We start from the raw sequence: 19,794 nt of genomic DNA on the forward strand, positions 1-19,794 counted from the left end.
GCATCACCGATTGCTTATAAACTCATCCCAACTAAATTTTTCGATCGTTTTCAATCCAAACATGGGGAAGCTACGATGTAAAATCTCGACAACCATCGACGCTCGGGTAGTCACTGGAACTTTTGTGCCTACTTCGCGGGTTACATCTTTGGCGCAGATATCATACTGCTTTCGCATTTTTTCAAAGAGCTCGTACGCTTCGGTGATCTCAGTATCCGTGGCCGCCGGATTTGCAATCTTAATCCAGCTTATCAACAAACTCTCCTGTAGGTGGTACGGAGTAGGTTCATGAATGCCCGCATCTCGCGCGTGGCCATTCAAAGTGTATATGTCGCGGTATATTTCGTAGACTGAATCATGCAGTGAAGAAGCAGAGGCACGGTTTAGAATTTTCTCAACTCTAGGAATGGTCCGCAATGCGGACAATGCCTCTAACGACGTCATAGTCTGCCTCCATGTTCACGGACAATCGCAATAGACCTCCGTGTCTATGCCGGCATCTACGCGGACACGGCGACCGCAGTGCCCAGGGCGTGAACACTTCAATCAGATGCCTGGTCATAGAACTACTCTTAGTGTTGCACTAAGACTTCCGACTTTTGCATCAACCCCGCAAGGCGGACCTCACTGGGGGCGTACGTTCATAAATTCAAACACGCAGTTTGAGCCAACGCGGTCAGGCCCCCAGCCTAGTGCTTGGCGCTCGCGTGTTCGTCGCCGGTCTTGGGCTTGGCCTTATCGCTCGCCTTGGGCGGCAGAACGTCGGAATCCTCGGCGGGCACGTCCGAAGCCTGGACGGCTGAACCACCCTGTTTCGCACCATCTGCGTTCAGCGGCTTGGCACGAAGCTTTGCCAGCCAGTCGGCGCCAGCGGCACTTGCCTCCGTCTTGCCGTCGGCAGCCTTTTCCTCGGGCTTTGCAGCGGCCTGTTCTTCCGGCTGTTCCTTCGCGTCGGCCTGGGTCTCTTCCTTCGTCGCCGCAGAGCCATGGGCATCCGCCTCGGAAACAACAGGATTGTCCGCGTGATCGGCGCCCTTGGCCGGGGCCTGAGCATCGTCATGCGCGGCAGGCTCGGGCGTCGCGTGCGCATCGGCAGCAGGCGCCTCGTCACTACCAAGGCCGACCATGCTCTTAACCGAGGCGAACCAGCCCTTGCTTTCCGCTTCTGCCGCGGCCGGCTGCGCTTCAGCAGTCGAAGCGTGATCGGCGGAGGCCGCAGCCTTCTCCTCGCCATGCCCTGCGGCCGATGCGGCGTCATGCGCGGCCGGCTTTGTCGCCTCGCCGTGACCGTCGGCAGCGGCAGTCGCGGCATCGTGTTCGGCGGCGGCAGGAGCCTCGTCGGACCCAAGCCCGACCATGCCCATGATGGATGCCATCCAGCCTTTGCTCTCGCCGCCTTCGCCATGCTCGGCAACGGGCGTCTCTTCGCCATGACCTTCTTTGGGAGCCTCGCCATGGCCATCGGCTGGTGCTGCGCCATGACCATCGGCGGGGGCGGCATCATGGCCCTTGGCCTCGCCATGTCCCTTTTCAGCGCCCTTCGCCTTTTCGGCGCCGTGCCCCTTGTCGGCTCCATGCCCTTCGGGAGCCTCGACAACCGGCTTTATGCAGTCGGTCTTGTCGTCGAGCCGAGCAACGAGTTGCTCGATATCCTCAAGCGGCAGATTGATCTTTTCGCCGTAGAACTGACCGCTCGCATTGGCCAACTTGTCGACGTAACGCGCGGCATAGGGACCATTCTGCGCCTCCTCCGGCACGCGGGCCGGATTGGCGACAAAAACGACATCCGCACCGATGGCCCGACCGCGCAATTCCGTGCGTCCGGTTGGCGCGTTCTTGTCGAGGACGACGACCTGCACGAGGTCGGCATGCTCCGCCTCGTGAACCGCCTTGGCGACACGCAGTGCGGTCTTCACGCGCGTCAGCCCGTCGGTCGGCTCCGTGGTGATATATTTCCTGACCCAGAAACGATCCTTCTTCTTGATCGTGACGGTGTTGACCTCGGTGCATTCGAGGCCATTCAATTGTTCGTAGGAGGGTCCGAGCAGCGTATCGGCGCCAATATAGACAGCCGCAGCTCCAGTCGTGCCGCTCAGCACCACCGCCCCGCCAAGAACGAAGGCAAGCTTCTTGGATAGCCGGATCTTGGGAAGGCCTTTCACGCTACCGACTCCGACATCACACACCACTCCAGACATTCGAGAAATACTCTCTAAAGCTGTGACATAGTCTCGTTGATGAAGGTTTAATCCGGTCTCAACAATGTGAACGACTTTTGCGGAGCATTCAGGCCGCCACGGGGTAATCTTTTTGCGAATGCTTCGCAAAAGCATTGACATCAGCCTAAAACAGCCTAGGTTTTTTAATGCGAATGATTTGCAAAAGCCGTTGGGAGCCAATGATGTTGAAACGTCTCGCCACCATGCTTCTGATCGCGGCCACGCTGATGCCACTTTCGGCAGCTGCGGCCGACAAGCCGAAGGTGATCACCACCTTCACCGTGATCGCCGATATTGCCCGCAATGTCGCGGGCGACGCCGCTGATGTGGATAGCATCACCAAGGCAGGCGCAGAGATTCACAACTACCAGCCTACGCCCCGGGACATCCTGAAGGCGCGCGATGCCGATCTGGTCTTGTGGAACGGCCTCAATCTGGAGCGCTGGTTTGAGAAGTTCCTGACGAACCTCAATGATGTGCCGAGTGCCGTGGTCAGCGACGGTGTGACGCCGATCAGTATTACCGGCGGCGCCTATGACGGCAAGCCCAACCCCCATGCCTGGATGTCGCCGGAAAACGCGCTGATCTATGTCGAGAATATCAGAAAGGCGCTCACCAAGGTCGATGCGGCCAATGCCGAGACCTATGCCGCGAATGCAAAGGCCTATTCGGACAAGATCCGCGCGGAGATCGAACCGATGAAGGCGCAGATCGCCGCGCTGCCGGAGTCGGAACGGTGGCTGGCAACCAGCGAGGGGGCCTTCTCCTATCTGGCGCGCGACCTCGGTCTGAAGGAGCTGTTCCTGTGGCCGATCAATGCTGACAGCCAGGGCTCGCCGCAGCAGGTTCGGGCCATGATCGACGCCATCAGGGCAAACAAGATCGCCGTCGTTTTCAGCGAGAGCACGGTTTCCGACAAGCCGGCGCGGCAGGTGGCCGCCGAAACCGGAGCCCGCTACGGCGGCGTGCTCTATGTCGACTCGCTAAGCGAGAGCGACGGGCCGGTTCCGACCTATCTCGATCTCCTGAAAGTCACGGTGTCGACCATTGTGAAGGGGCTGGAAGGCTGATGAATATGCGCGGCAAGATACGTGCCATGGAGGAAGGCCTCAGCGCCAGCCACGTCACGGTGACCTACAGAAACGGCACCACGGCGCTGCGGGACGCAAGTTTTTCCATCCCCCGAGGCACGATCACCGCGCTGGTCGGCGTCAACGGCGCCGGCAAATCGACGATATTCAAGGCCATCATGGGATTTGTGCCCGTCGCGCAGGGGTCCATCTCCATCCTCGGCATGGATGTGCGCGCCGCGCTGTCGAAGAACCTGGTCGCCTATGTGCCGCAATCGGAAGAAGTTGACTGGAACTTTCCTGTCCTAGTCGAGGATGTGGTCATGATGGGCCGCTATGGCCACATGAACTTCCTGCGCATCCCCAATCGCCGCGACAAGGCGATGGTGGACGAAGCTCTGGCCCGGGTCGGCATGGAAAGCTTCCGCAAGCGGCAGATCGGCGAACTCTCCGGCGGCCAGCGCAAGCGCGTCTTTCTCGCCCGCGCCCTGGCGCAGGAAGGACAGGTCATCCTTCTCGATGAACCCTTCACCGGCGTCGATGTCACAACCGAAGAACAGATCATCGGCCTCATGAAGGATCTTCGGGCCGAGGGCCGGGTCATGCTGGTTTCTACCCACAATCTCGGCAGCGTCCCGGATTTCTGTGATCGGACAGTTTTCGTGAAAGGCACCGTTCTCGCGTCGGGTCCGACGGCGGAAACCTTCACCGAGGAGAACCTGCACAGTGCCTTTGGCGGGGCGCTCCGGCATTTCGTGCTTTCCGGCACGGACCTGCATGACGATGCCGACAGCCGGCAGGTCAAGGTGATTTCGGACGACGAGCGACCCTTCGTCATCTACCGGGAACCGAAGACGGAGAAGGCAGACGATGGCGCTTCTGCTTGAGCCCTTCACCTATGACTATATGCTGAACGCCATCTGGGTCAGCGGCCTCGTCGGTGGCGTGTGCGGGTTCCTGTCTGCCTACCTGATGCTGAAAGGCTGGTCGCTGATCGGCGATGCGCTCTCCCACGCCATCGTGCCGGGCGTTGCCGGCGCCTATATGCTGGGCCTGCCCTTTGCCTTCGGCGCCTTCATTTCCGGCGGGCTTGCGGCGGGCGCCATGCTCTTCCTCAACCAGCGCACTCGGCTGAAGGAAGACGCCATCATCGGCCTCATCTTCACCTCCTTCTTCGGCCTCGGCCTCTTCATGGTGTCGCTGTCGCCAGTTTCGGTGAACATCCAGACCATCATCCAGGGCAATATCCTGGCGATCACGCCGGAGGACACGCTGCAACTGGTGCTCATCGGTGGCGTCAGCCTTCTGGTCCTGGCGCTCAAATGGAAGGACCTTATGGTCACCTTCTTTGATGAAAACCATGCGCGCTCCATCGGCTTGAAGCCGGACCTGCTGAAGGTGATCTTCTTCACCCTGCTTGCCGCCTCGACGGTCGCGGCGCTTCAAACGGTCGGCGCCTTCCTGGTGGTCGCCATGGTCGTGACGCCGGGCGCCACCGCCTATCTGCTGACCGATCGTTTCCAGCGTGTAATCGGGCTCGCCTTCGTCATCGGCGCTGCCACCAGTTCCATCGGCGCCTATCTTAGCTATTTTCTGGACGGTGCAACCGGCGGCATCATCGTGGTCCTGCAGACCCTGATCTTCCTCACCGCCTTCTTCCTCGCCCCCAAGCATGGGATGCTGGCGGCACGACGGAAGGCAAAGCGTGCGCTGGAGGCCCAGCCATGAGCGAATGGATGGAACTTGCAGTGCTGCCATTCCAACTGCCCTTCATGCAGTCGGCCTTCATCGTCACGACCATGATCGCCATACCCATGGCCATGCTGTCCTGCCTGCTGGTCCTGAAAGGCTGGTCGCTGATGGGTGATGCGGTCTCTCATGCGGTGCTGCCTGGTGTGGTCATCGCCTATGTCATCGGCATTCCCTTGGCCATCGGCGCCTTCGTCGCCGGCATGATCTGCGCCCTGCTGACGGGCTTCCTGCAGGAAAATAGCCGGGTGAAGGAAGACACGGTGCTGGGCATCGTTTTTTCCGGCATGTTCGGCCTGGGGCTGGTGCTCTATGTGAAGGTGGAAAGCGACGTGCATCTCGACCATATCCTGTTTGGCGACATGCTGGGCATTGCAGTCTCCGATCTCGTGGAGACCGGCTTGATTGCGCTCTGCGCCACGGCCTTCCTTGCAATCCTGCGCAAAGATCTGCTGGCGCATGCCTTCGATCCGCAGCATGCGCGCGCCATCGGCCTGCCGGTCAGGTTGTTGCATTACGGGCTGCTGGCCGTGCTGTCCCTGACTGTCGTCGGCGCCTTGAAGGCGGTCGGGATCATCCTGTCGGTGGCGATGCTGGTGGCCCCGGGCGCAATCGCTTTCCTGCTGACGCGCCGCTACCAGGCCATGATGACAACGGCGGTCGTCATCGCGGTCACCGCGACGCTGGCGGGCATCTATACCAGCTTCTTCATCGATAGCGCCCCTGCACCAACCATCGTGCTGTTCATGACCGCCATGTTCATCGCTGCCTTCGTGCGGGTCACGATCCAGTCGCGCCGGACGGCAGCCAGCGGCGCCCCGCCTGTCTGATCGAGCCCCAGGCATTCCGCGCAGTCACTGGTCCGCAGCAGCCTTCTCTCGCGCCTGCCGCAAAAGCACATGCTCGCGCCAGACCGTGAACAGGCCGGCGCCGACCACGATCAGAGATCCCAGCACCATATTGAAATGCAGCGTCTCGTTAAAGACGACCACAGCGATGATGGAAACCAGCACCAGCTGGATATAGGTGATCGGCTGCAAGGCCACTGCTGCCAGGTTGTCATAGGCCTTGATCAGCATGAAATGCCCCACAATGCCGGTGCAGCACAATAGCAAAAGCCATTTCCAATCGCTCGGCAGTACCTCGACCCAGAAGAACGGGCCGATCAGCGTCAGTTCCACCGCGCCGACAATGCCGATGTAGAAGAAGCTGGTCACAGGTCCGTCGACACGGCTGACCAGCCGCGTGATGATGCCATAGAAGGCGCCTGTCACCGCCACGATCAACGGCAGGACGACCGCAATATCCATCTCGCCGGTGGCATTCGGCCCCAGGATCAACAGCACGCCGCACAGGCCGACACCGATCGCGGTCCAGCGACGCCAGCCGACCTTCTCTCCGAGAATGGGAACCGAAAGCAGCGCGACGAAGAGCGGGCCGGAGGCAAAGACCGCCTGTGACTGCGCCAGTCCCACAACGGTGAAGGACGTTATGGCAATCGGGATCTGCGATGCCAGCAAGACGCCGCGCAGGATCTGCAGCCAGGGCCGCTCGGTGCGAAACGCGGCGATGAGGCCGTCCCGCGAGCGCATGGCGAAGAAGATCGCAAAGGCGGCAAAGGCCCAATACCGGATCATGCCGACAAAGACGGGCGGATAGGACATGCCGAGATGCTTCGACACCGCATCCTGCACGGAAAAGATGGTGAAGGCCAACAGGGCGAAAACATAGCCAAGCGGATTGGATTTCATGGGTCCGACAGCAAATACGCGGATGGAAGATCTGGACGAACTGGGTGGATCGACGCGCCCAGGGCCAATGACTGCACGTGTATATGAACCTGTTGGTTCAATGCTGCAAGCACATGTTTCACCACACCTGCCTTGCAACATCAGGGATGCTTTGCTGCGAAACCACTCATTGACCATCGCGTGATCCGGTTGTCGCCGGGCGGGTGTTCTTATGGCCTGATTTAGAAATCTCCTCTATCCTTCAATCTGTTCGAACGAGGATCACCTTGATGCGCCACTGCGGCTCTGTGCCATCTCTGCTCGCCGGCCTGTTGCTGATGCTGTCTTCCGTCTCGGCCTTATCTCAGGTGAGCGACCGGGGAATCTATGTCGGTCCTGGGGACGACCTCGTGATCCGTGCGCCAGATGTCGGGCGCAATGCGCCTGATCCGAACTATCGCAGCTATCCGGACGACGATTATGTCTGGCATGTGCAGGGCCTGCGGCCAGGTGATGTTCTGCCCTTGCGCTCCGGTGCCGGTCCCCGCTTTCGTGTCATCGGCCATCTGGAAGAAGGCATGCCGCTCGAAAATCTCGGCTGCATGGACCAGAACGGCGGCTTTTGGTGCCGTGTCGCGACCGTTGGCCGTCCACGCGTCAGTGGCTGGGTGAACGGACGCTATATTTCAGACGAGGCCGGTGGCGAGACGCGCGACCGCATGATGCAGCAGGGCGAGGTCTTTGTTCCCGGCACGCGCTATAACGATATTGGCCCGCTCAGCTGCCGTTTCCGCGGCGATGACCGTGTTGCGGCCTGCAATTATGGCATCGCCAGGAATGGGACATCCGCCCAGATCGATATCACCACGCCCTATGGCGACACCCGCAGCCTGCAATATCGCGCCGGCCGGTTTACCAGCACCGACGGTTCAGAGGTCCGCAGCCGCAAGCAGGGCGGCAATGCCGAGGTGACGATCAACGGCGAGGAAACCTATTACATCCCCGACGATGTGATGCTCGATTTCTGAGCGGTTATTCCGCTCTTTCCCGTAAGGCGGGATACGAAAAGGGGCGCCCGCACGCAGACACCCCAATCCAAAATCACCGATAACAGGTGTCAGGCCGCCAGAGCCTTGGCGATCTGGCCACGCAGCGTGCCGAGATCCTTGGCAAAGCCGCGGATGCCCTCGGCCAGCTTCTCGGTTGCCATGGCGTCTTCGTTCATCGCCCAGCGGAACGCCTTCTCATCAAGCGAAACCAGCGGCTCCGGCTTGATGCTGTCGGGCGACAGGACACGCGGCAGGTTGCCTTCGGCGCTGTTCAACTCATCGAGCAATTGCGGGCTGATCGTCAGGCGGTCGCAACCGGCCAGTGCTTCAATCTCGCCGGCATTGCGGAACGAGGCGCCCATGACGATGGTCTCGATCCCATTGGCCTTGTAGTAATTGTAGATCGACCGAACCGACACCACGCCCGGATCCGTCTCAGACGTGTAGTTTTCACCCGTCGACTTCTTGTACCAGTCGAGGATGCGGCCAACGAAGGGCGAGATCAGGAACACCTTGGCTTCCGCGCAGGCAATAGCCTGGGCCTTGGAAAACAGCAGCGTCAGGTTGCAGTCGATGCCTTCCTTCTGCAGGATTTCGGCCGCGCGAATGCCTTCCCAGGTGGAGGCGAGCTTGATCAGGATCCGGTCCTTCTCGATGCCGCGCTCCTTGTAGCCGGCAATGATGCCATGCGCCTTTTCGACCGACGCCTTGGTATCGAAGGACAGGTCAGCATCGACCTCGGTCGAGACACGGCCCGGCACCAGCGCGGCGAGCGCCGCACCGACCGAGATGGCCAGGCGATCGGCAATGGCGCCGACAACGGCCTCGTCCGCCCCACCCTTGGCCTTCCCCCAGGCGACAGCTTCCTTGAAGGCGTCGGCAAATGCCTCGGTGCCCAGCGCCTTCAGCACGATGGAGGGGTTGGTGGTGCAATCGACCGGCTTCAGCCGGGCAACAGCATCGATATCACCCGTATCGGCGACGACGGTCGTCATGGAGCGAAGCTGTTCAAGTTTGGAGGTCATCCGGATAATCCTTGAGATGCTGAATTGAGCCATGGCAAAGGCTCGCGGGCGTCCGTAACCATCGGGACGTCAGCGCGAGACTGTCACGCTGACTATCGACACTCCCCACTGCGGAAGTCAAGACATTTGTGGATCGTGTTTGACATATGTTTCACATCGACCGATAGTGCGCCGCTAAGACAGCAGGATCATCCCGCCCTTGGCCAAGCTCAGACGCGAAACCCATAGCAGCTATTCCGAAGCAGCCTCGCTGCGGCTCAAGGCTGCCTGGCTCTACTACAACCAGGGCCTGACGCAGAAAGACGTGGCGGATCGGCTCGGCATCAGCCGCTCTACCGTCATCCGCATGCTGGATGAGGCCCTGAAACGGGCTGAGGTGCAGATATGGATCAGTGACGGCATCGGCGATTGCGTGGAACTGGCAACGCGCCTGGAAAAGACCTTGGGCCTCGATGAAGCCGTCGTGGTGCCCTCTCCCAGCGAACATGATGCCACCGCGATCGCCAAGGCCGTCGGCCTGGCACTCGGCCAGTTCCTGACAGAAGTCGTCAGCGACAACATGACGATCGGCGTCGGCTGGGGCCGAACCATGACCGCCTCATTGTCGGGCTTTCGGCCACCGCGGCGGGAAAACTGCAAGGTCGTCTCCTTGCTGGGCGGCATCGTCGCCGTGCACCAGACCAATCCAATCGATTATACTTGGCGCCTTGCGAGCCAGTTAGGCGCGGAATGCTACATGTTCCTCGCTCCGCTTCTGGTCGATTCCGTCGCCACCAAACGGGCCTTGATTGAGAAATGCGGTCTGAAGACCCTCTATGACCTCGCCGAAAATCTCGATCTCGCGATCGTTTCCTGCGGTGACATCGGCCCCCATTCGACCTCGCTTTCGGAGGGCTTCATCAGCCACGCCACGCTGGAGGAACTGATCGCCGCAGGCTGCGTCTGCGATACGATGTTCAACTTTCTCGACGCCGAGGGCCGTCCGGTCCCCCATCCGATCAACGATCGCGTCATGTCGATCGATCTGGACACGCTGAAGAAGGCCAAGCACATCGTCATCTGTTCCGGCGGCGAGCACCGGGCACTCGCCATCCGCGCCACGATGAAGCGCATCGGCTGCAACACGCTGATCACGGACGAAGCGGCGGCGCGGGAGTTGTTGCGGCTGGCAGACGGTCAGCTTTGACCGTAATCCGAGGGAGCATGCTGCTCCAGTTCCATGGCGTCATAAAGCACCCGGCCAATCCCGACGACATTCGTGTCCAAAGCCCGATAGATCATGAAATGCCTGGGGCGCTTCACGATCCCGGTGGAATGTCGGGCACGATCGCGGCTATGGCGGAGATGGTAGCTCCTGACAGTTGCCCCGATTTCGGGCCTTTCCACGCTTCCCACTCGGTAGGGATCAAGAGCGATATCCTGAAGCGCGACGGTCAACAGCAACTCGTATCGCAAGCGCGCAACCGCGCCGAAGTTCTGGTGGGATGAGCGGAGAATATGTTCGATATCAACCAGCGCCGCATCAGAAAATCGAATGACGGCCATTCTCAGCCGCCATCTTCAGGCATGCCAGCGGCTGCTTTCCGCCCAAGACTGGCGACGAGGTCTCCAATTCGCTCGTCAGACGTATCGACAAACCGGCCTTCATCAATATCCGCAAAACCAACATGCGCCGCTTCCCGCAAAGCCGCCAGCTTCGCTGCCTCGCGATTTTCGCGTTGTTCGACGAGCCTCAGTCCATCCCGCAAGACTTCGCTGGCATTCTGGTAGCGGCCGGAGGTCACTAACCGGTCGATGACCTCATCAAGATGTTCGGTCAGCACAACATTACGGGTTGGCATGAATGCCTCCAGCCTCGTTCCCACGACGCCTGGAGACTATCATGGCAGATTATGCCAATCAATCACACCTGCCCCGCCTCCCAGCCCAGCATCGCCCGTTTGCGGGTCAGGCCCCAGTGGTAGCCGGTCAGCGCGCCGCTCTTGCCGAGTGCCCGATGGCACGGCACCACAAAGGAAATGGGGTTGCGGCCAACGGCGGCGCCCACTGCACGGCTGGCGGTGGGCTGGCCGATGTCATTGGCAATGTCGGAATAGGTGACGGCCCGACCCATCGGGATCTTCATCAGGCTCTGCCATACCCTGATCTGGAAGTCCGAGCCGATCATGACCACCCGCAGGGGCTGTTCGCACGACCACTGCGACGGATTGAAGATGCGATCGGCATAGGGCTCCGTAGACGAGCGATCTTCGACGAAATTGGCGGCCGGCCACCGCCTTGCCATATCCTCAAAACAGGCCTTTTCCTCGCCCGCATCGGCAAAAGCGAGGCCAGCGAGCCCACGATCGGTGATCATGACCAGGGCTTGGCCGAAGGGAGAGGCATGATAGCCATAGCGGATCGTCAGGCCCGCGCCCTTCGCCTTCCACTCGCCCGGACTCATGGCCTCGTGGGTTACGAACAGGTCATGAAGGCGACCTGGGCCCGAAAGGCCGAGCTCCAGCGAGGTTTCCAGCAGCGGCAGTTCTTCGCGGCCCAGCAGCCGCTTGGCATGGTCAAGCGTCACGGCCTGGAGAAAGGCCTTTGGCGACAGCCCCGCCCAGCGCGTAAATGTCTTTTGCAACTGCGTGGGAGAAAGGTCGAGCCGGGCCGCCAGTTGCTCCAGGGAGGGCTGATCCTGGTATTCAAGCGTCAGCGTCTCGATGACGCTACGCACAGTCTCATAATCGCCGTCGGAGGGAGTTACATCGGCGGCGTTGGAAAAATCTATCTGTCTGGCGAGCGTCATGGCAAAATCCTCATCGTCATCAGGATTTCACCACGAGAGGCCGTCATAAGCCACCCGATTCTTGCCGCCATCAGATCCGCATTTTCGCGGTGGCGAGCGCTCCGCGAAACGCCTTGGCAAAGCTCTCGCGGTCATCGGGATTGAGAAACGAGCCTATGTCGGTGCGGCGCCCTTCCCCCGAGACATGCATGGAAACGATTCCGATTTCCTGATGCCGGCGGACAAAAAACCGCGCCCAGAAGGTGTTGAAGCGATGCTCCGTCATACGGCCTGATGGCGTGAACTTGCGGATCTGCAGATCGGTGCGCGACACGACGACTTCCTCGCGGGCTCGTGCGGCGCGGTAATTGAACCAAAAGGCACCGTAGAGCAGCAGGAAATCGACGCCGAAAAACAGGCCAATCGGCCAGGCGCCGGTTGCCGTGAAAAAAATGCCATGGATGGCACACACCGCGCCGGTCAGAAGCAGCAGGATCTTGAAGCCTTGGCGCCCCAAAGATCGGTAAGGGATAAGTTCCGCCGCGAAGATCGGCTTGTCCGTAGCGCTGTTCAGATTGATTTCGCTCATGCTGCCCGACTATAGATTGCTCATGACGCCAAAGACGAAATCCAGCACCCAAAACTTGAAAAAGTCAATTCCGACAGGCGCGACCAAACCGCGCTGGCGATGTCCCTATAGCCAGGCCGAGCTTAGCGAGATCTTCCGCCGCTTCTCGGTTCAGCGGCCCGAGCCGAAGGGCGAACTGGAGCATGTGAACCCCTTTACGCTTCTGGTGGCCGTGGCGCTCTCGGCGCAGGCCACCGATGCAGGCGTCAACAAGGCGACGCGGGCGCTGTTCAAGGTCGCCGACACCCCGCAGAAAATGCTCGATCTCGGTGAGGAGCAGTTGCGCGACTACATCAAGACGATCGGCCTCTATCGAAACAAGGCGAAGAACGTCATCGCTATGTCGCAGCAACTGGTGGATCGGTTCGGCGGCGAAGTGCCGCCTGTGCATGCCGACCTTGTGACCCTGCCGGGCGTTGGCCGCAAGACCGCGAATGTGGTCATGTCGATGGCCTTCGGCGTGCCGACCATGGCGGTGGACACCCATGTGTTCCGCATCGGCAATCGCATCCGGCTCGCGCCGGGCAAGACCCCTGACGAGGTCGAGGACAAGCTGATGCGCGTGATCCCGAAGCCCTATCTCTTCCACGCCCATCACTGGCTGATCCTGCACGGACGCTATTGCTGCAAGGCGCGAAAGCCGGAATGCGAGCGCTGCGTCATTGCGGACCTGTGCAAGTCACCGGAAAAGACATGCGACGTACCGGCGCCGCTGGTCGAACTGCCGCCGCAGCTTATCGGCGCAGCGGACTAGCCGCAGCAAGGCCTGCAGCAAACTGAGCATCGCGCTTTGAGATCAGCTTATGCAGATGCACCATCATGCCGGCTGCAAAGAGCGGGGTGAGCAGGTTGAGGAGTGGGACAGCCAGAAACGCGGCGATCAACAGGCCCGCCATGAACACGGTTCCTGCATGTTTAGAGCGAAACAGCCTCGCCTCCTCGGCGGTGCGGAACCGCATAGCGGCAAACTCGAAGAATTCCCGTCCCAAGAGATAACCGTTCACCAGAAAGAAGGCGATGATATTGACGCCGGGGATGAAGAGCAGGAACAGGGCGAAGATATTGCCGATGAGCACCACGCCAAAGAACTTCAAGGAGTTGATGATCGCTTCGCCCAAAGGCATGGCCCGGCCCGGCGCATCTGTCGGGTAATCGCGCTTCTCGACGACCTCGGCGACGTCGTCGAGAAACAGGCCGGCGATCATGGCGGTCACCGTGGAAAGCAGCAGCGCCAGCATGAGTGCCAGGCCAATGCTGGCAAGGATACCGAAGACGAAAGCCAGCCAGCCGGCCCAGTCAGGCAGATCGGGCATGAAACCCTGGATCCAGGGCATGGCATAGGCGACAAATGTTTCGCGAATGGTGAACCAGAGGGCTATCAGCACCAGGACCGTCAGGCCTATGACCTTCCAGAACACGGACCGGGTTTCGGCGGCAAACAGGTTGACGAGCGACAGCCGGGCGGCTTCAAAAATCATGCGGATCTCCTCTGTCGGCCGCTGGAACACTCGCTCCATGTAGGTTCGCTTGGCCCAGGCGGCAAGGCTGTCAGGTCCGCAGACAGGGAATCTAAAGACTCACGGCCATGCGGCGGCGAGCAGCAGCATGGCAGCCTTGACCATGGCAAACACCACGCCGCTGACGACGACCATGGCAACCACGGAGATCACGCCGCCGATCAGGATGCAGACCCCATCCCGCTCCAGAATGCCGAAGGAAAAGAAGCAGATCGCCAAAGCCGGCAGGATGTTTCCAAGCGGTACGGGAAGGGTCAGCACGATGGCCAGGATCAGGCAGATCAAGCCCGTGAGATATTCGACCGGCGGATAGACCAGGAACTTGAGGCGTGGCCTAAGCATGCGCTCGCCCCGCGCCAGCCAGGGCGAAATGCGGGTGACGATGGAGGCGAAATCCTCGCGTGTCATCGATCTGTTGGCGATGATCTTCGGCAGCCAGGGAGACTGGCCCAGCATCAGTTGCGCCGCGAGGAAAACCAGCGGAGCCCCTGTCACGGCCGACGTGCCGGGCGGTGTCGGAAAGACATTCGGGATGGCGAAAATCAGGATGAGCGCACCAAAGGCCCGATCGCCCATGGCGCTGAAGATGTCGGCCACCGAAACCCGCTCCCGCGCCGTGTCGAGCGCGATGGAATCCAGGATCTCGGACAGGCGTCCGCCATGCTTGACCGGCGCCTCCTCCGGCTCCGCCTCTTGCCGCTTCGTCTCAGGTTCCGTCATCCGGGCTTCCTGGCCTTGTTCGCGCCGCGAAGAACCGCGCTCCGTCATTCCGACATTCTTGCTGGCTACTCCGACATTCTTGCTGGCTGCCATGTGGCTTTCCTCCCGAGTGCGGCAGGATACCGCCACTTGGTGAGTAAACTACGAAAACATCAAATAGATTACGGTGCACTTGGCAGGCTTGCAGCTTTTTTTCGGGATAATCGCTGGCGTCGGCGCGGGGCCGACGCAGCATCAGACCTGAACCAGATGCCCCTCCGAAATCTGGCGATAGCTGCGCGCTGGCGGCTTGTAACCGACCGGTCGCACCGGGCTCTTGATCTCGTCGGTGGAAATGTTCCGCTTGATCGACCTGCGCGCGGGATCAGGCACCGGCACCGCTGCCATCAGCTTGCGCGTATATGGATGCTGCGGATTCTCGAACACCGCCTGGCGCGGGCCGATTTCCACGATCTCACCCAGATACATCACTGCGACACGGTGGCTGACACGCTCCACCACGGCCATGTCATGCGAGATGAACAGATAGGCGAGGTTAAAGCTCTTCTGCAGGTCCAACAGCAGATTGCAGACCTGTGCCTTGATCGACACGTCGAGCGCAGACACGGCCTCGTCGGCAACGATCACCTTGGGGTCGAGCATCAGAGAACGGGCGATCGCCACACGCTGGCGCTGGCCACCTGAAAATTCATGCGGATAGCGGCTCATCATGTCGGCGCTGAGCCCGACGCGCTCTAGCAGGTCCGCCGCCTTTTCCCGAGCTTGCGCCTTGGTGCCCAGGCCGTGCTCGATAAACGGCTCCATCACGGCGGTGCCGACACTCTGGCGCGGATCGAGGCTGGCGAAGGGATCCTGGAACACCATCTGGATGCTGCGGCGCATCTTGCGGATGCCGCTGCGATCAAGCCGCATGACGTCGAATCCATCAAGCGCGATCTGACCACCGGTCGGCTCCACCAGTCGCGTGATCGAGCGGCCGGTCGTGGACTTGCCACAGCCCGATTCGCCCACCAGCGAAAGCGTTTCACCGGCATGCAGGTTAAAGGACACATCCTCGACGGCGTGCACCGCACCGGATTTGCGTCCGAGCAGGCCGGACTGGATGTCGAAGCGGGTGGTGAGGTTGCGAACCTCCAGGAGCGGACGCCCTTGGTGGCTTGCACCCTGCATCTCGATTTCAGGCGATGTGGTCTGCCCGGTCGCGATATCGATGACCGGGAAACGCATCGGCTGCGCGCGGCCGCTCATGGAACCGAGCTTGGGCACGGCCGATAGCAGAGCGCGGGTATAGGGATGCTTGCCGCGATTGAATATGTCGTCGGTGGTGCCTGTCTCCACCGCCTCGCCACGGAACATGACGATGGTCCGGTCGGAAATCTCCGCCACCACGCCCATGTCGTGGGTGATGAAGAGCACCGCCATGCCCTCCTCGTCCTGCAACACCTTGATCAGGTCGAGGATTTGGCCCTGGATCGTCACGTCGAGCGCCGTGGTCGGCTCATCCGCGATCAGCAGCTTGGGCTTGGAGGCCAGCGCCATGGCGATCATCACGCGCTGGCGCATGCCGCCCGAAAACTGGTGTGGATAGTCGGAAAAGCGCCCCTTGGCATTGGGGATGCGCACCTTCTCCAAAAGCCGGATGGTCTCCGCCTTGGCTTCGGCCTGAGAGATGTCCTTGTGGCAGGTCAGGGCTTCGCTAATCTGCTTGCCGATCGGAAAGATCGGGTTGAGCGACGTCATCGGCTCCTGGAAGATCATCGAGATATCGTTGCCGCGGACACGGCGCATCTGCTCATCGTCGAGCGTCAGCAGTTCACGACCCAGCAGCTTGATGCTGCCCTCGATCCGAGAAGTGTTCTTCTGCAACAGCCGCATGATGGAGAGCGACGTGACGCTCTTTCCGGACCCTGATTCGCCGACAATGGCCACCGTTTCGCGCGGTGCGATGTCAAAGCTGACATTGCGCACGACGGAGCGCCAGTCGTTGCCGATCCGGAACGAGGTCGTGAGGTTATCCACAGTCAAGACCGGCTGCCGCAATGCGGCGCCGTTTTGCGGATTGGTGTTGGTTTGCGACATAGCCTGCCCTCGACTCGTAAATCCCGCGGCTCAGGCCGCCAATGCCGTTTCTGCCAGCGTCACCCAGTAGCTAATGCCATAGGGGATCGCCTCGTCATTGAAGTCGTATGCGGAGTTATGCAGGTTGGCGGTGTCGCCATTGCCGACGAAAACGAAAGCGCCGGGGCGGGCTTCCAGCATGTACGAGAAATCTTCGGCGCCCATGGCTGGCGGGAATTCGTCGCTCACCGCCTTCTCGCCGGCCACCTTGCGCATGATGTCGAGCGCAAACTCGGTTTCGTCGGCGTGATTGAAGGTCACCGGATAGCCGCGATGGTAGTTGACCTCCGCCCGCGCGCCCATGGCCATGGAGATGCCCGAGGCGATCTCGCGAATACGGGTCTCCGTGGTGTCGCGCAGTTCCGGCAGCAGCGTGCGCACGGTGCCGGAGAGCTTCACGCCGTCGGGAATGACGTTATAGGCGTCACCCCCGTGAATCTTGGTGACGGTCACCACGACGGATTTCAACGGGTCGGTTTCGCGAGCCGCGATCGACTGCAGGGCAACGACCACCTGCGCCGCAGCCAGCACGGGATCGATGCTCTTGTGCGGCTGCGCGGCATGACCGCTGCGGCCATAAATCTGGATGTCGAACTGATCGGCGGCCGCCATGACGGATCCCTTGCGGGTCGCAAACTGGCCGACCGCCATGCCCGGATGGTTGTGCATGCCATAGACCTGGGAGATGCCGAACTTCTCCATCAAGCCGTCCTTGATCATGGCCAGCGCCCCGCCACCGCCTTCTTCGGCGGGCTGGAAGATCACGGCGATCGATCCGCGGAAATTGCGGGTTTCGGCCAGATGCTTGGCCGCCCCAAGGAGCATCGATGTATGGCCGTCATGGCCGCAGGCATGCATCTTGCCGTGCGTCTTGGAGGCCCAGGCAACACCGCTCGCCTCTTCGATCGGAAGTGCATCCATGTCGGCACGGAAACCGACGACCGGCCCTTCGCCCTTGTTGCCCTTGATGATGCCGACCACGCCGGTACGCCCAATGCCGGTTTCCACGACGTCGCAGCCAAACGATTTCAGTTTCTCGGCCACGAATGCCGAAGTCTGGAAAACATCGTAGAGCAGCTCGGGATTCTGGTGGAGATGACGGCGCCAGCCGGCGACTTCTTCTTGCATTTCGCTGGCGCGGTTAAGAACTGGCATTGACGAAACCTCTTTTGTTTTTTCCGTTCCCACTCGGTTGTCGGGCATACTGCGCTGCCTCAAAGCGCTTTTGCAAGCTGCAAATTTCGCGCTTGAACGGAAAAAAGCCCTATGCTTAGATAGCCTAAATTTTGATCAACCCTTTCGGCGAACACGATTGTCGCCTCATAAGCGACTGACTTCAATGAATGCGGAAAATTCAAAATAACCTAATAAAATCAAGGAGAAACCTGAACACTTGATTTTATATTCCGGCTCGGTCCCAACGAATGGCCGACCCGTTGGAAAGCAAACTCCAAAACAACATATGGGGAACAACAATATGAGAAACCTGAAGATCGTGCTGGCGAGCACTGCGGCCATCTTGGCATTCACCGCATCTGCCGCCAACGCCGAGCGCGGCACGGACGGCGACCTAAAGATCCTTTTCTGGCAGGCAGTGTCGACGCTCAACCCGTATTTGTCGGGCGGCACGAAGGAGGTTTATGGCGCCTCGATGGTGATCGAGCCGCTGGCGCGTTATGACGAGACAGGTGCGCTGGTACCCATGCTGGCAGTCGATATCCCGACTGTGGAAAACGGCGGTGTTGCTGCCGACCTGAAGAGCATCACCTGGAAGCTCAAGCCCGACCTGAAGTGGTCTGACGGTACGCCGGTCACGGCCGATGACGCCATCTTCACCTGGAAATACTGCACGGCGCCTGATGGCGGTTGCGCCCAGGCGGCCTATTATGAAGGCGTGACCAATGTTGAGGCCGTCGATGCCTCGACCATCAAGGTTTCCTTCTCTGAAGCCAAGCCCTATCCCTACAGCGCCTTTGTCGGTGCCCAGTCGCCGATCATCCAGGCCGCGCAGTTCAAGGATTGCATGGGCGCCAAGGCTCCGGAATGCACCTCGGCAAACTTCGGCCCGATCGGCACCGGTCCGTTCGTCGTCAAGGAATTCAAGCCGAACGACGTCATCACCTTCACCGCAAACCCGAATTACCGCGACCCGGCCAAGCCGGCCTTCGCATCGGCGACCCTGAAGGGCGGCGGTGATGCGGCTTCTGCTGCCCGCGCCGTTCTTGAAACCGGCGAATATGACTACGGCTGGAACATGCAGGTCGAGCCGGAAATCCTGGCCCAGATGGTCGCCGCTGGCAAAGGCAAGCTCGTAACCGCCTTCGGCACGCAGGTCGAGCGTATCGACCTGAACCCCTATGGCGTCGCTTCTTCGCTCGGCGACAAGCGCTCGACCAAGGAAGCCGGCCCGCATCCGGCCTTGTCCGACCCGGCCGTTCGCAAGGCCCTGTCGATCGCCATCGACCGCGAGATCATCGATGAAGCCGGCTACGGCGAAGCCGGTCAGCCGACCTGCAACATTCTGCCGGCGCCGGATATCTATGTCTCCACCAATGTCGACTGGTGCCTGAAATACGATCCCGATGCCGCCAACAAGATGCTGGAAGATGCCGGCTGGAAGATGGGCAGCGACGGCATTCGCGAAAAGAACGGCGTGAAGCTCTCCTTCCTCTACCAGACCTCCACCAACTCGGTCCGTCAGGGCACCCAGGCTCTGGTGAAGGACATGTGGAAGCAGATTGGCGTTGATGCCGAATTGCGCAACGTCTCGGCATCCGTCTTCTTCGGCGGCGACCCGGCTTCTCCGGACACCTTCCAGAAGTTCTATGCCGACGTGCAGATGTACACCAACAACTTCGACGGCACCGATCCCGAGAAGTACATGGCCGGCTGGATGTGCGACAAGATCCCGAGCCCGGCCACCGGCTGGCAGGGTGAAAACATCGTCCGCTACTGCAACCCGGAATATGATGCCCTCGTCAAGAAACTCGGCAGCACATCCAAGCTCGAAGAGCGTGCCGAGATTTCCAAGCAGCTGAACGACATGCTCTCCAACGACGGCGCGCAGATCCCGCTGATCCATCGTGGCCAGGTATCCTCCCATTCGGTGACGCTCGAAGGCGTCAAGATGAACGCCTGGGATAGCGAGCTGTGGAACGTCGCTGACTGGTCGCGCAAGAAGTAATGCCATGTCGCCGGGCGA

General features: G+C 60.5%; 20 protein-coding genes. 8 read left to right on the plus strand and 12 right to left on the minus strand.

The genetic code is table 11. The annotated features are described in order from the left end of the window. Positions 1–3: 3 nt before the first annotated feature. Together B9A97_RS01720 and B9A97_RS29690 are read right to left on the minus strand one after the other, a co-directional pair. On the minus strand, positions 4–444 hold the full coding sequence (locus tag B9A97_RS01720) for a hypothetical protein (protein ID WP_084363239.1): 441 nt from the start codon (positions 442–444) through the stop codon (positions 4–6). A gap of 245 nt (positions 445–689) precedes the next feature. After that, positions 690–2,162, minus strand: coding sequence for a putative sodium/potassium/calcium exchanger (locus B9A97_RS29690; RefSeq protein ID WP_179145191.1), 1,473 nt, complete (start codon positions 2,160–2,162; stop codon positions 690–692). A gap of 260 nt (positions 2,163–2,422) precedes the next feature. Here B9A97_RS29690 and B9A97_RS01730 point away from each other — a divergent pair, with 260 nt between their 5' ends. From B9A97_RS01730 to B9A97_RS01745, 4 genes are read left to right on the plus strand one after another with little or no spacing between them, the layout of a single operon-like run. Continuing rightward, complete coding sequence (locus B9A97_RS01730; RefSeq protein ID WP_244564101.1) at positions 2,423–3,289, plus strand: metal ABC transporter substrate-binding protein; 867 nt, start codon at positions 2,423–2,425, stop codon at positions 3,287–3,289. Between the two features lie 5 nt (positions 3,290–3,294). Beyond that, complete coding sequence (locus tag B9A97_RS01735; RefSeq protein ID WP_084363483.1) at positions 3,295–4,176, plus strand: manganese/iron ABC transporter ATP-binding protein; 882 nt, start codon at positions 3,295–3,297, stop codon at positions 4,174–4,176. Beyond that, positions 4,160–5,017, plus strand: a complete 858-nt coding sequence (locus tag B9A97_RS01740; protein ID WP_084363241.1) for a metal ABC transporter permease — start codon at positions 4,160–4,162, stop codon at positions 5,015–5,017. Before B9A97_RS01735 ends, B9A97_RS01740 begins: the two co-directional genes overlap by 17 nt. Beyond that, positions 5,014–5,868 carry a metal ABC transporter permease gene (locus B9A97_RS01745; RefSeq protein ID WP_084363242.1) on the plus strand — a complete coding sequence of 285 codons (855 nt, stop codon included), beginning with the start codon at positions 5,014–5,016 and terminating at the stop codon, positions 5,866–5,868. The genes B9A97_RS01740 and B9A97_RS01745 overlap by 4 nt, the downstream gene beginning before the upstream one ends. Positions 5,869–5,892: 24 nt before the next feature. On the opposite strand, the gene B9A97_RS01750 is transcribed toward B9A97_RS01745, so the two are convergent. Next, entirely contained in the window at positions 5,893–6,789 is an 897-nt protein-coding gene (locus B9A97_RS01750) for a DMT family transporter (RefSeq protein WP_084363243.1), read from the minus strand. Between the two features lie 269 nt (positions 6,790–7,058). On the opposite strand from B9A97_RS01750, the gene B9A97_RS01755 reads away from it, so the two are divergent. Further along, positions 7,059–7,796, plus strand: coding sequence for an SH3 domain-containing protein (locus B9A97_RS01755; RefSeq protein WP_084363244.1), 738 nt, complete (start codon positions 7,059–7,061; stop codon positions 7,794–7,796). 89 nt (positions 7,797–7,885) lie between these two features. On the opposite strand, the gene tal is transcribed toward B9A97_RS01755, so the two are convergent. Beyond that, positions 7,886–8,842 carry a transaldolase gene (gene tal, locus B9A97_RS01760; protein WP_084363245.1) on the minus strand — a complete coding sequence of 319 codons (957 nt, stop codon included), beginning with the start codon at positions 8,840–8,842 and terminating at the stop codon, positions 7,886–7,888. A 199-nt stretch (positions 8,843–9,041) separates the two neighbouring features. Between tal and B9A97_RS01765 the strand changes: the two genes are divergently transcribed. Further along, entirely contained in the window at positions 9,042–10,028 is a 987-nt protein-coding gene (locus B9A97_RS01765; RefSeq protein WP_084363246.1) for a sugar-binding transcriptional regulator, read from the plus strand. Here the strand turns inward: B9A97_RS01765 and B9A97_RS01770 are convergent. The 4 genes from B9A97_RS01770 to B9A97_RS01785 form a co-directional block, all read right to left on the minus strand. After that, the gene (locus B9A97_RS01770; RefSeq protein ID WP_084363247.1) at positions 10,019–10,387 is read right to left on the minus strand and encodes a type II toxin-antitoxin system RelE/ParE family toxin; all 369 of its coding nucleotides are present in this window, start codon (positions 10,385–10,387) and stop codon (positions 10,019–10,021) included. The two genes, B9A97_RS01765 and B9A97_RS01770, sit on opposite strands and share 10 nt — an antisense overlap. Before the next feature lie 2 nt (positions 10,388–10,389). Further along, a complete protein-coding gene (locus tag B9A97_RS01775; RefSeq protein WP_084363248.1) occupies positions 10,390–10,683 on the minus strand; it encodes a type II toxin-antitoxin system ParD family antitoxin in 294 nt (97 codons plus the stop codon). Between the two features lie 62 nt (positions 10,684–10,745). Beyond that, positions 10,746–11,630 (minus strand): methylated-DNA--[protein]-cysteine S-methyltransferase, encoded by an 885-nt coding sequence (locus B9A97_RS01780; protein ID WP_084363249.1) that lies wholly within the window; start codon positions 11,628–11,630, stop codon positions 10,746–10,748. A gap of 70 nt (positions 11,631–11,700) precedes the next feature. Continuing rightward, complete coding sequence (locus tag B9A97_RS01785) at positions 11,701–12,198, minus strand: DUF2244 domain-containing protein (RefSeq protein ID WP_084363250.1); 498 nt, start codon at positions 12,196–12,198, stop codon at positions 11,701–11,703. Between B9A97_RS01785 and nth the strand changes: the two genes are divergently transcribed. Continuing rightward, positions 12,197–12,991, plus strand: a complete 795-nt coding sequence (gene nth, locus B9A97_RS01790; RefSeq protein ID WP_143530287.1) for an endonuclease III — start codon at positions 12,197–12,199, stop codon at positions 12,989–12,991. The two genes, B9A97_RS01785 and nth, sit on opposite strands and share 2 nt — an antisense overlap. On the opposite strand, the gene B9A97_RS01795 is transcribed toward nth, so the two are convergent. The 4 genes from B9A97_RS01795 to B9A97_RS01810 form a co-directional block, all read right to left on the minus strand. Beyond that, positions 12,972–13,715, minus strand: a complete 744-nt coding sequence (locus B9A97_RS01795) for a sulfate transporter family protein (RefSeq protein WP_084363251.1) — start codon at positions 13,713–13,715, stop codon at positions 12,972–12,974. The two genes, nth and B9A97_RS01795, sit on opposite strands and share 20 nt — an antisense overlap. A 99-nt stretch (positions 13,716–13,814) precedes the next feature. Continuing rightward, the gene (locus B9A97_RS01800; protein WP_244564084.1) at positions 13,815–14,567 is read right to left on the minus strand and encodes an exopolysaccharide biosynthesis protein; all 753 of its coding nucleotides are present in this window, start codon (positions 14,565–14,567) and stop codon (positions 13,815–13,817) included. A 141-nt stretch (positions 14,568–14,708) separates the two neighbouring features. Further along, complete coding sequence (locus tag B9A97_RS01805) at positions 14,709–16,553, minus strand: ABC transporter ATP-binding protein (protein ID WP_084363252.1); 1,845 nt, start codon at positions 16,551–16,553, stop codon at positions 14,709–14,711. Between the two features lie 30 nt (positions 16,554–16,583). Beyond that, positions 16,584–17,747, minus strand: a complete 1,164-nt coding sequence (locus tag B9A97_RS01810; RefSeq protein ID WP_084363253.1) for a M20 aminoacylase family protein — start codon at positions 17,745–17,747, stop codon at positions 16,584–16,586. 322 nt (positions 17,748–18,069) lie between these two features. Here B9A97_RS01810 and B9A97_RS01815 point away from each other — a divergent pair, with 322 nt between their 5' ends. After that, the gene (locus B9A97_RS01815) at positions 18,070–19,776 is read left to right on the plus strand and encodes a peptide ABC transporter substrate-binding protein (protein WP_084363486.1); all 1,707 of its coding nucleotides are present in this window, start codon (positions 18,070–18,072) and stop codon (positions 19,774–19,776) included. The last annotated feature ends 18 nt before the right edge of the window (positions 19,777–19,794 follow it).

Origin of the sequence: Rhizobium sp. RU36D, assembly GCF_900176345.1 — a bacterium.
Classification (GTDB): domain Bacteria; phylum Pseudomonadota; class Alphaproteobacteria; order Rhizobiales; family Rhizobiaceae; genus Allorhizobium.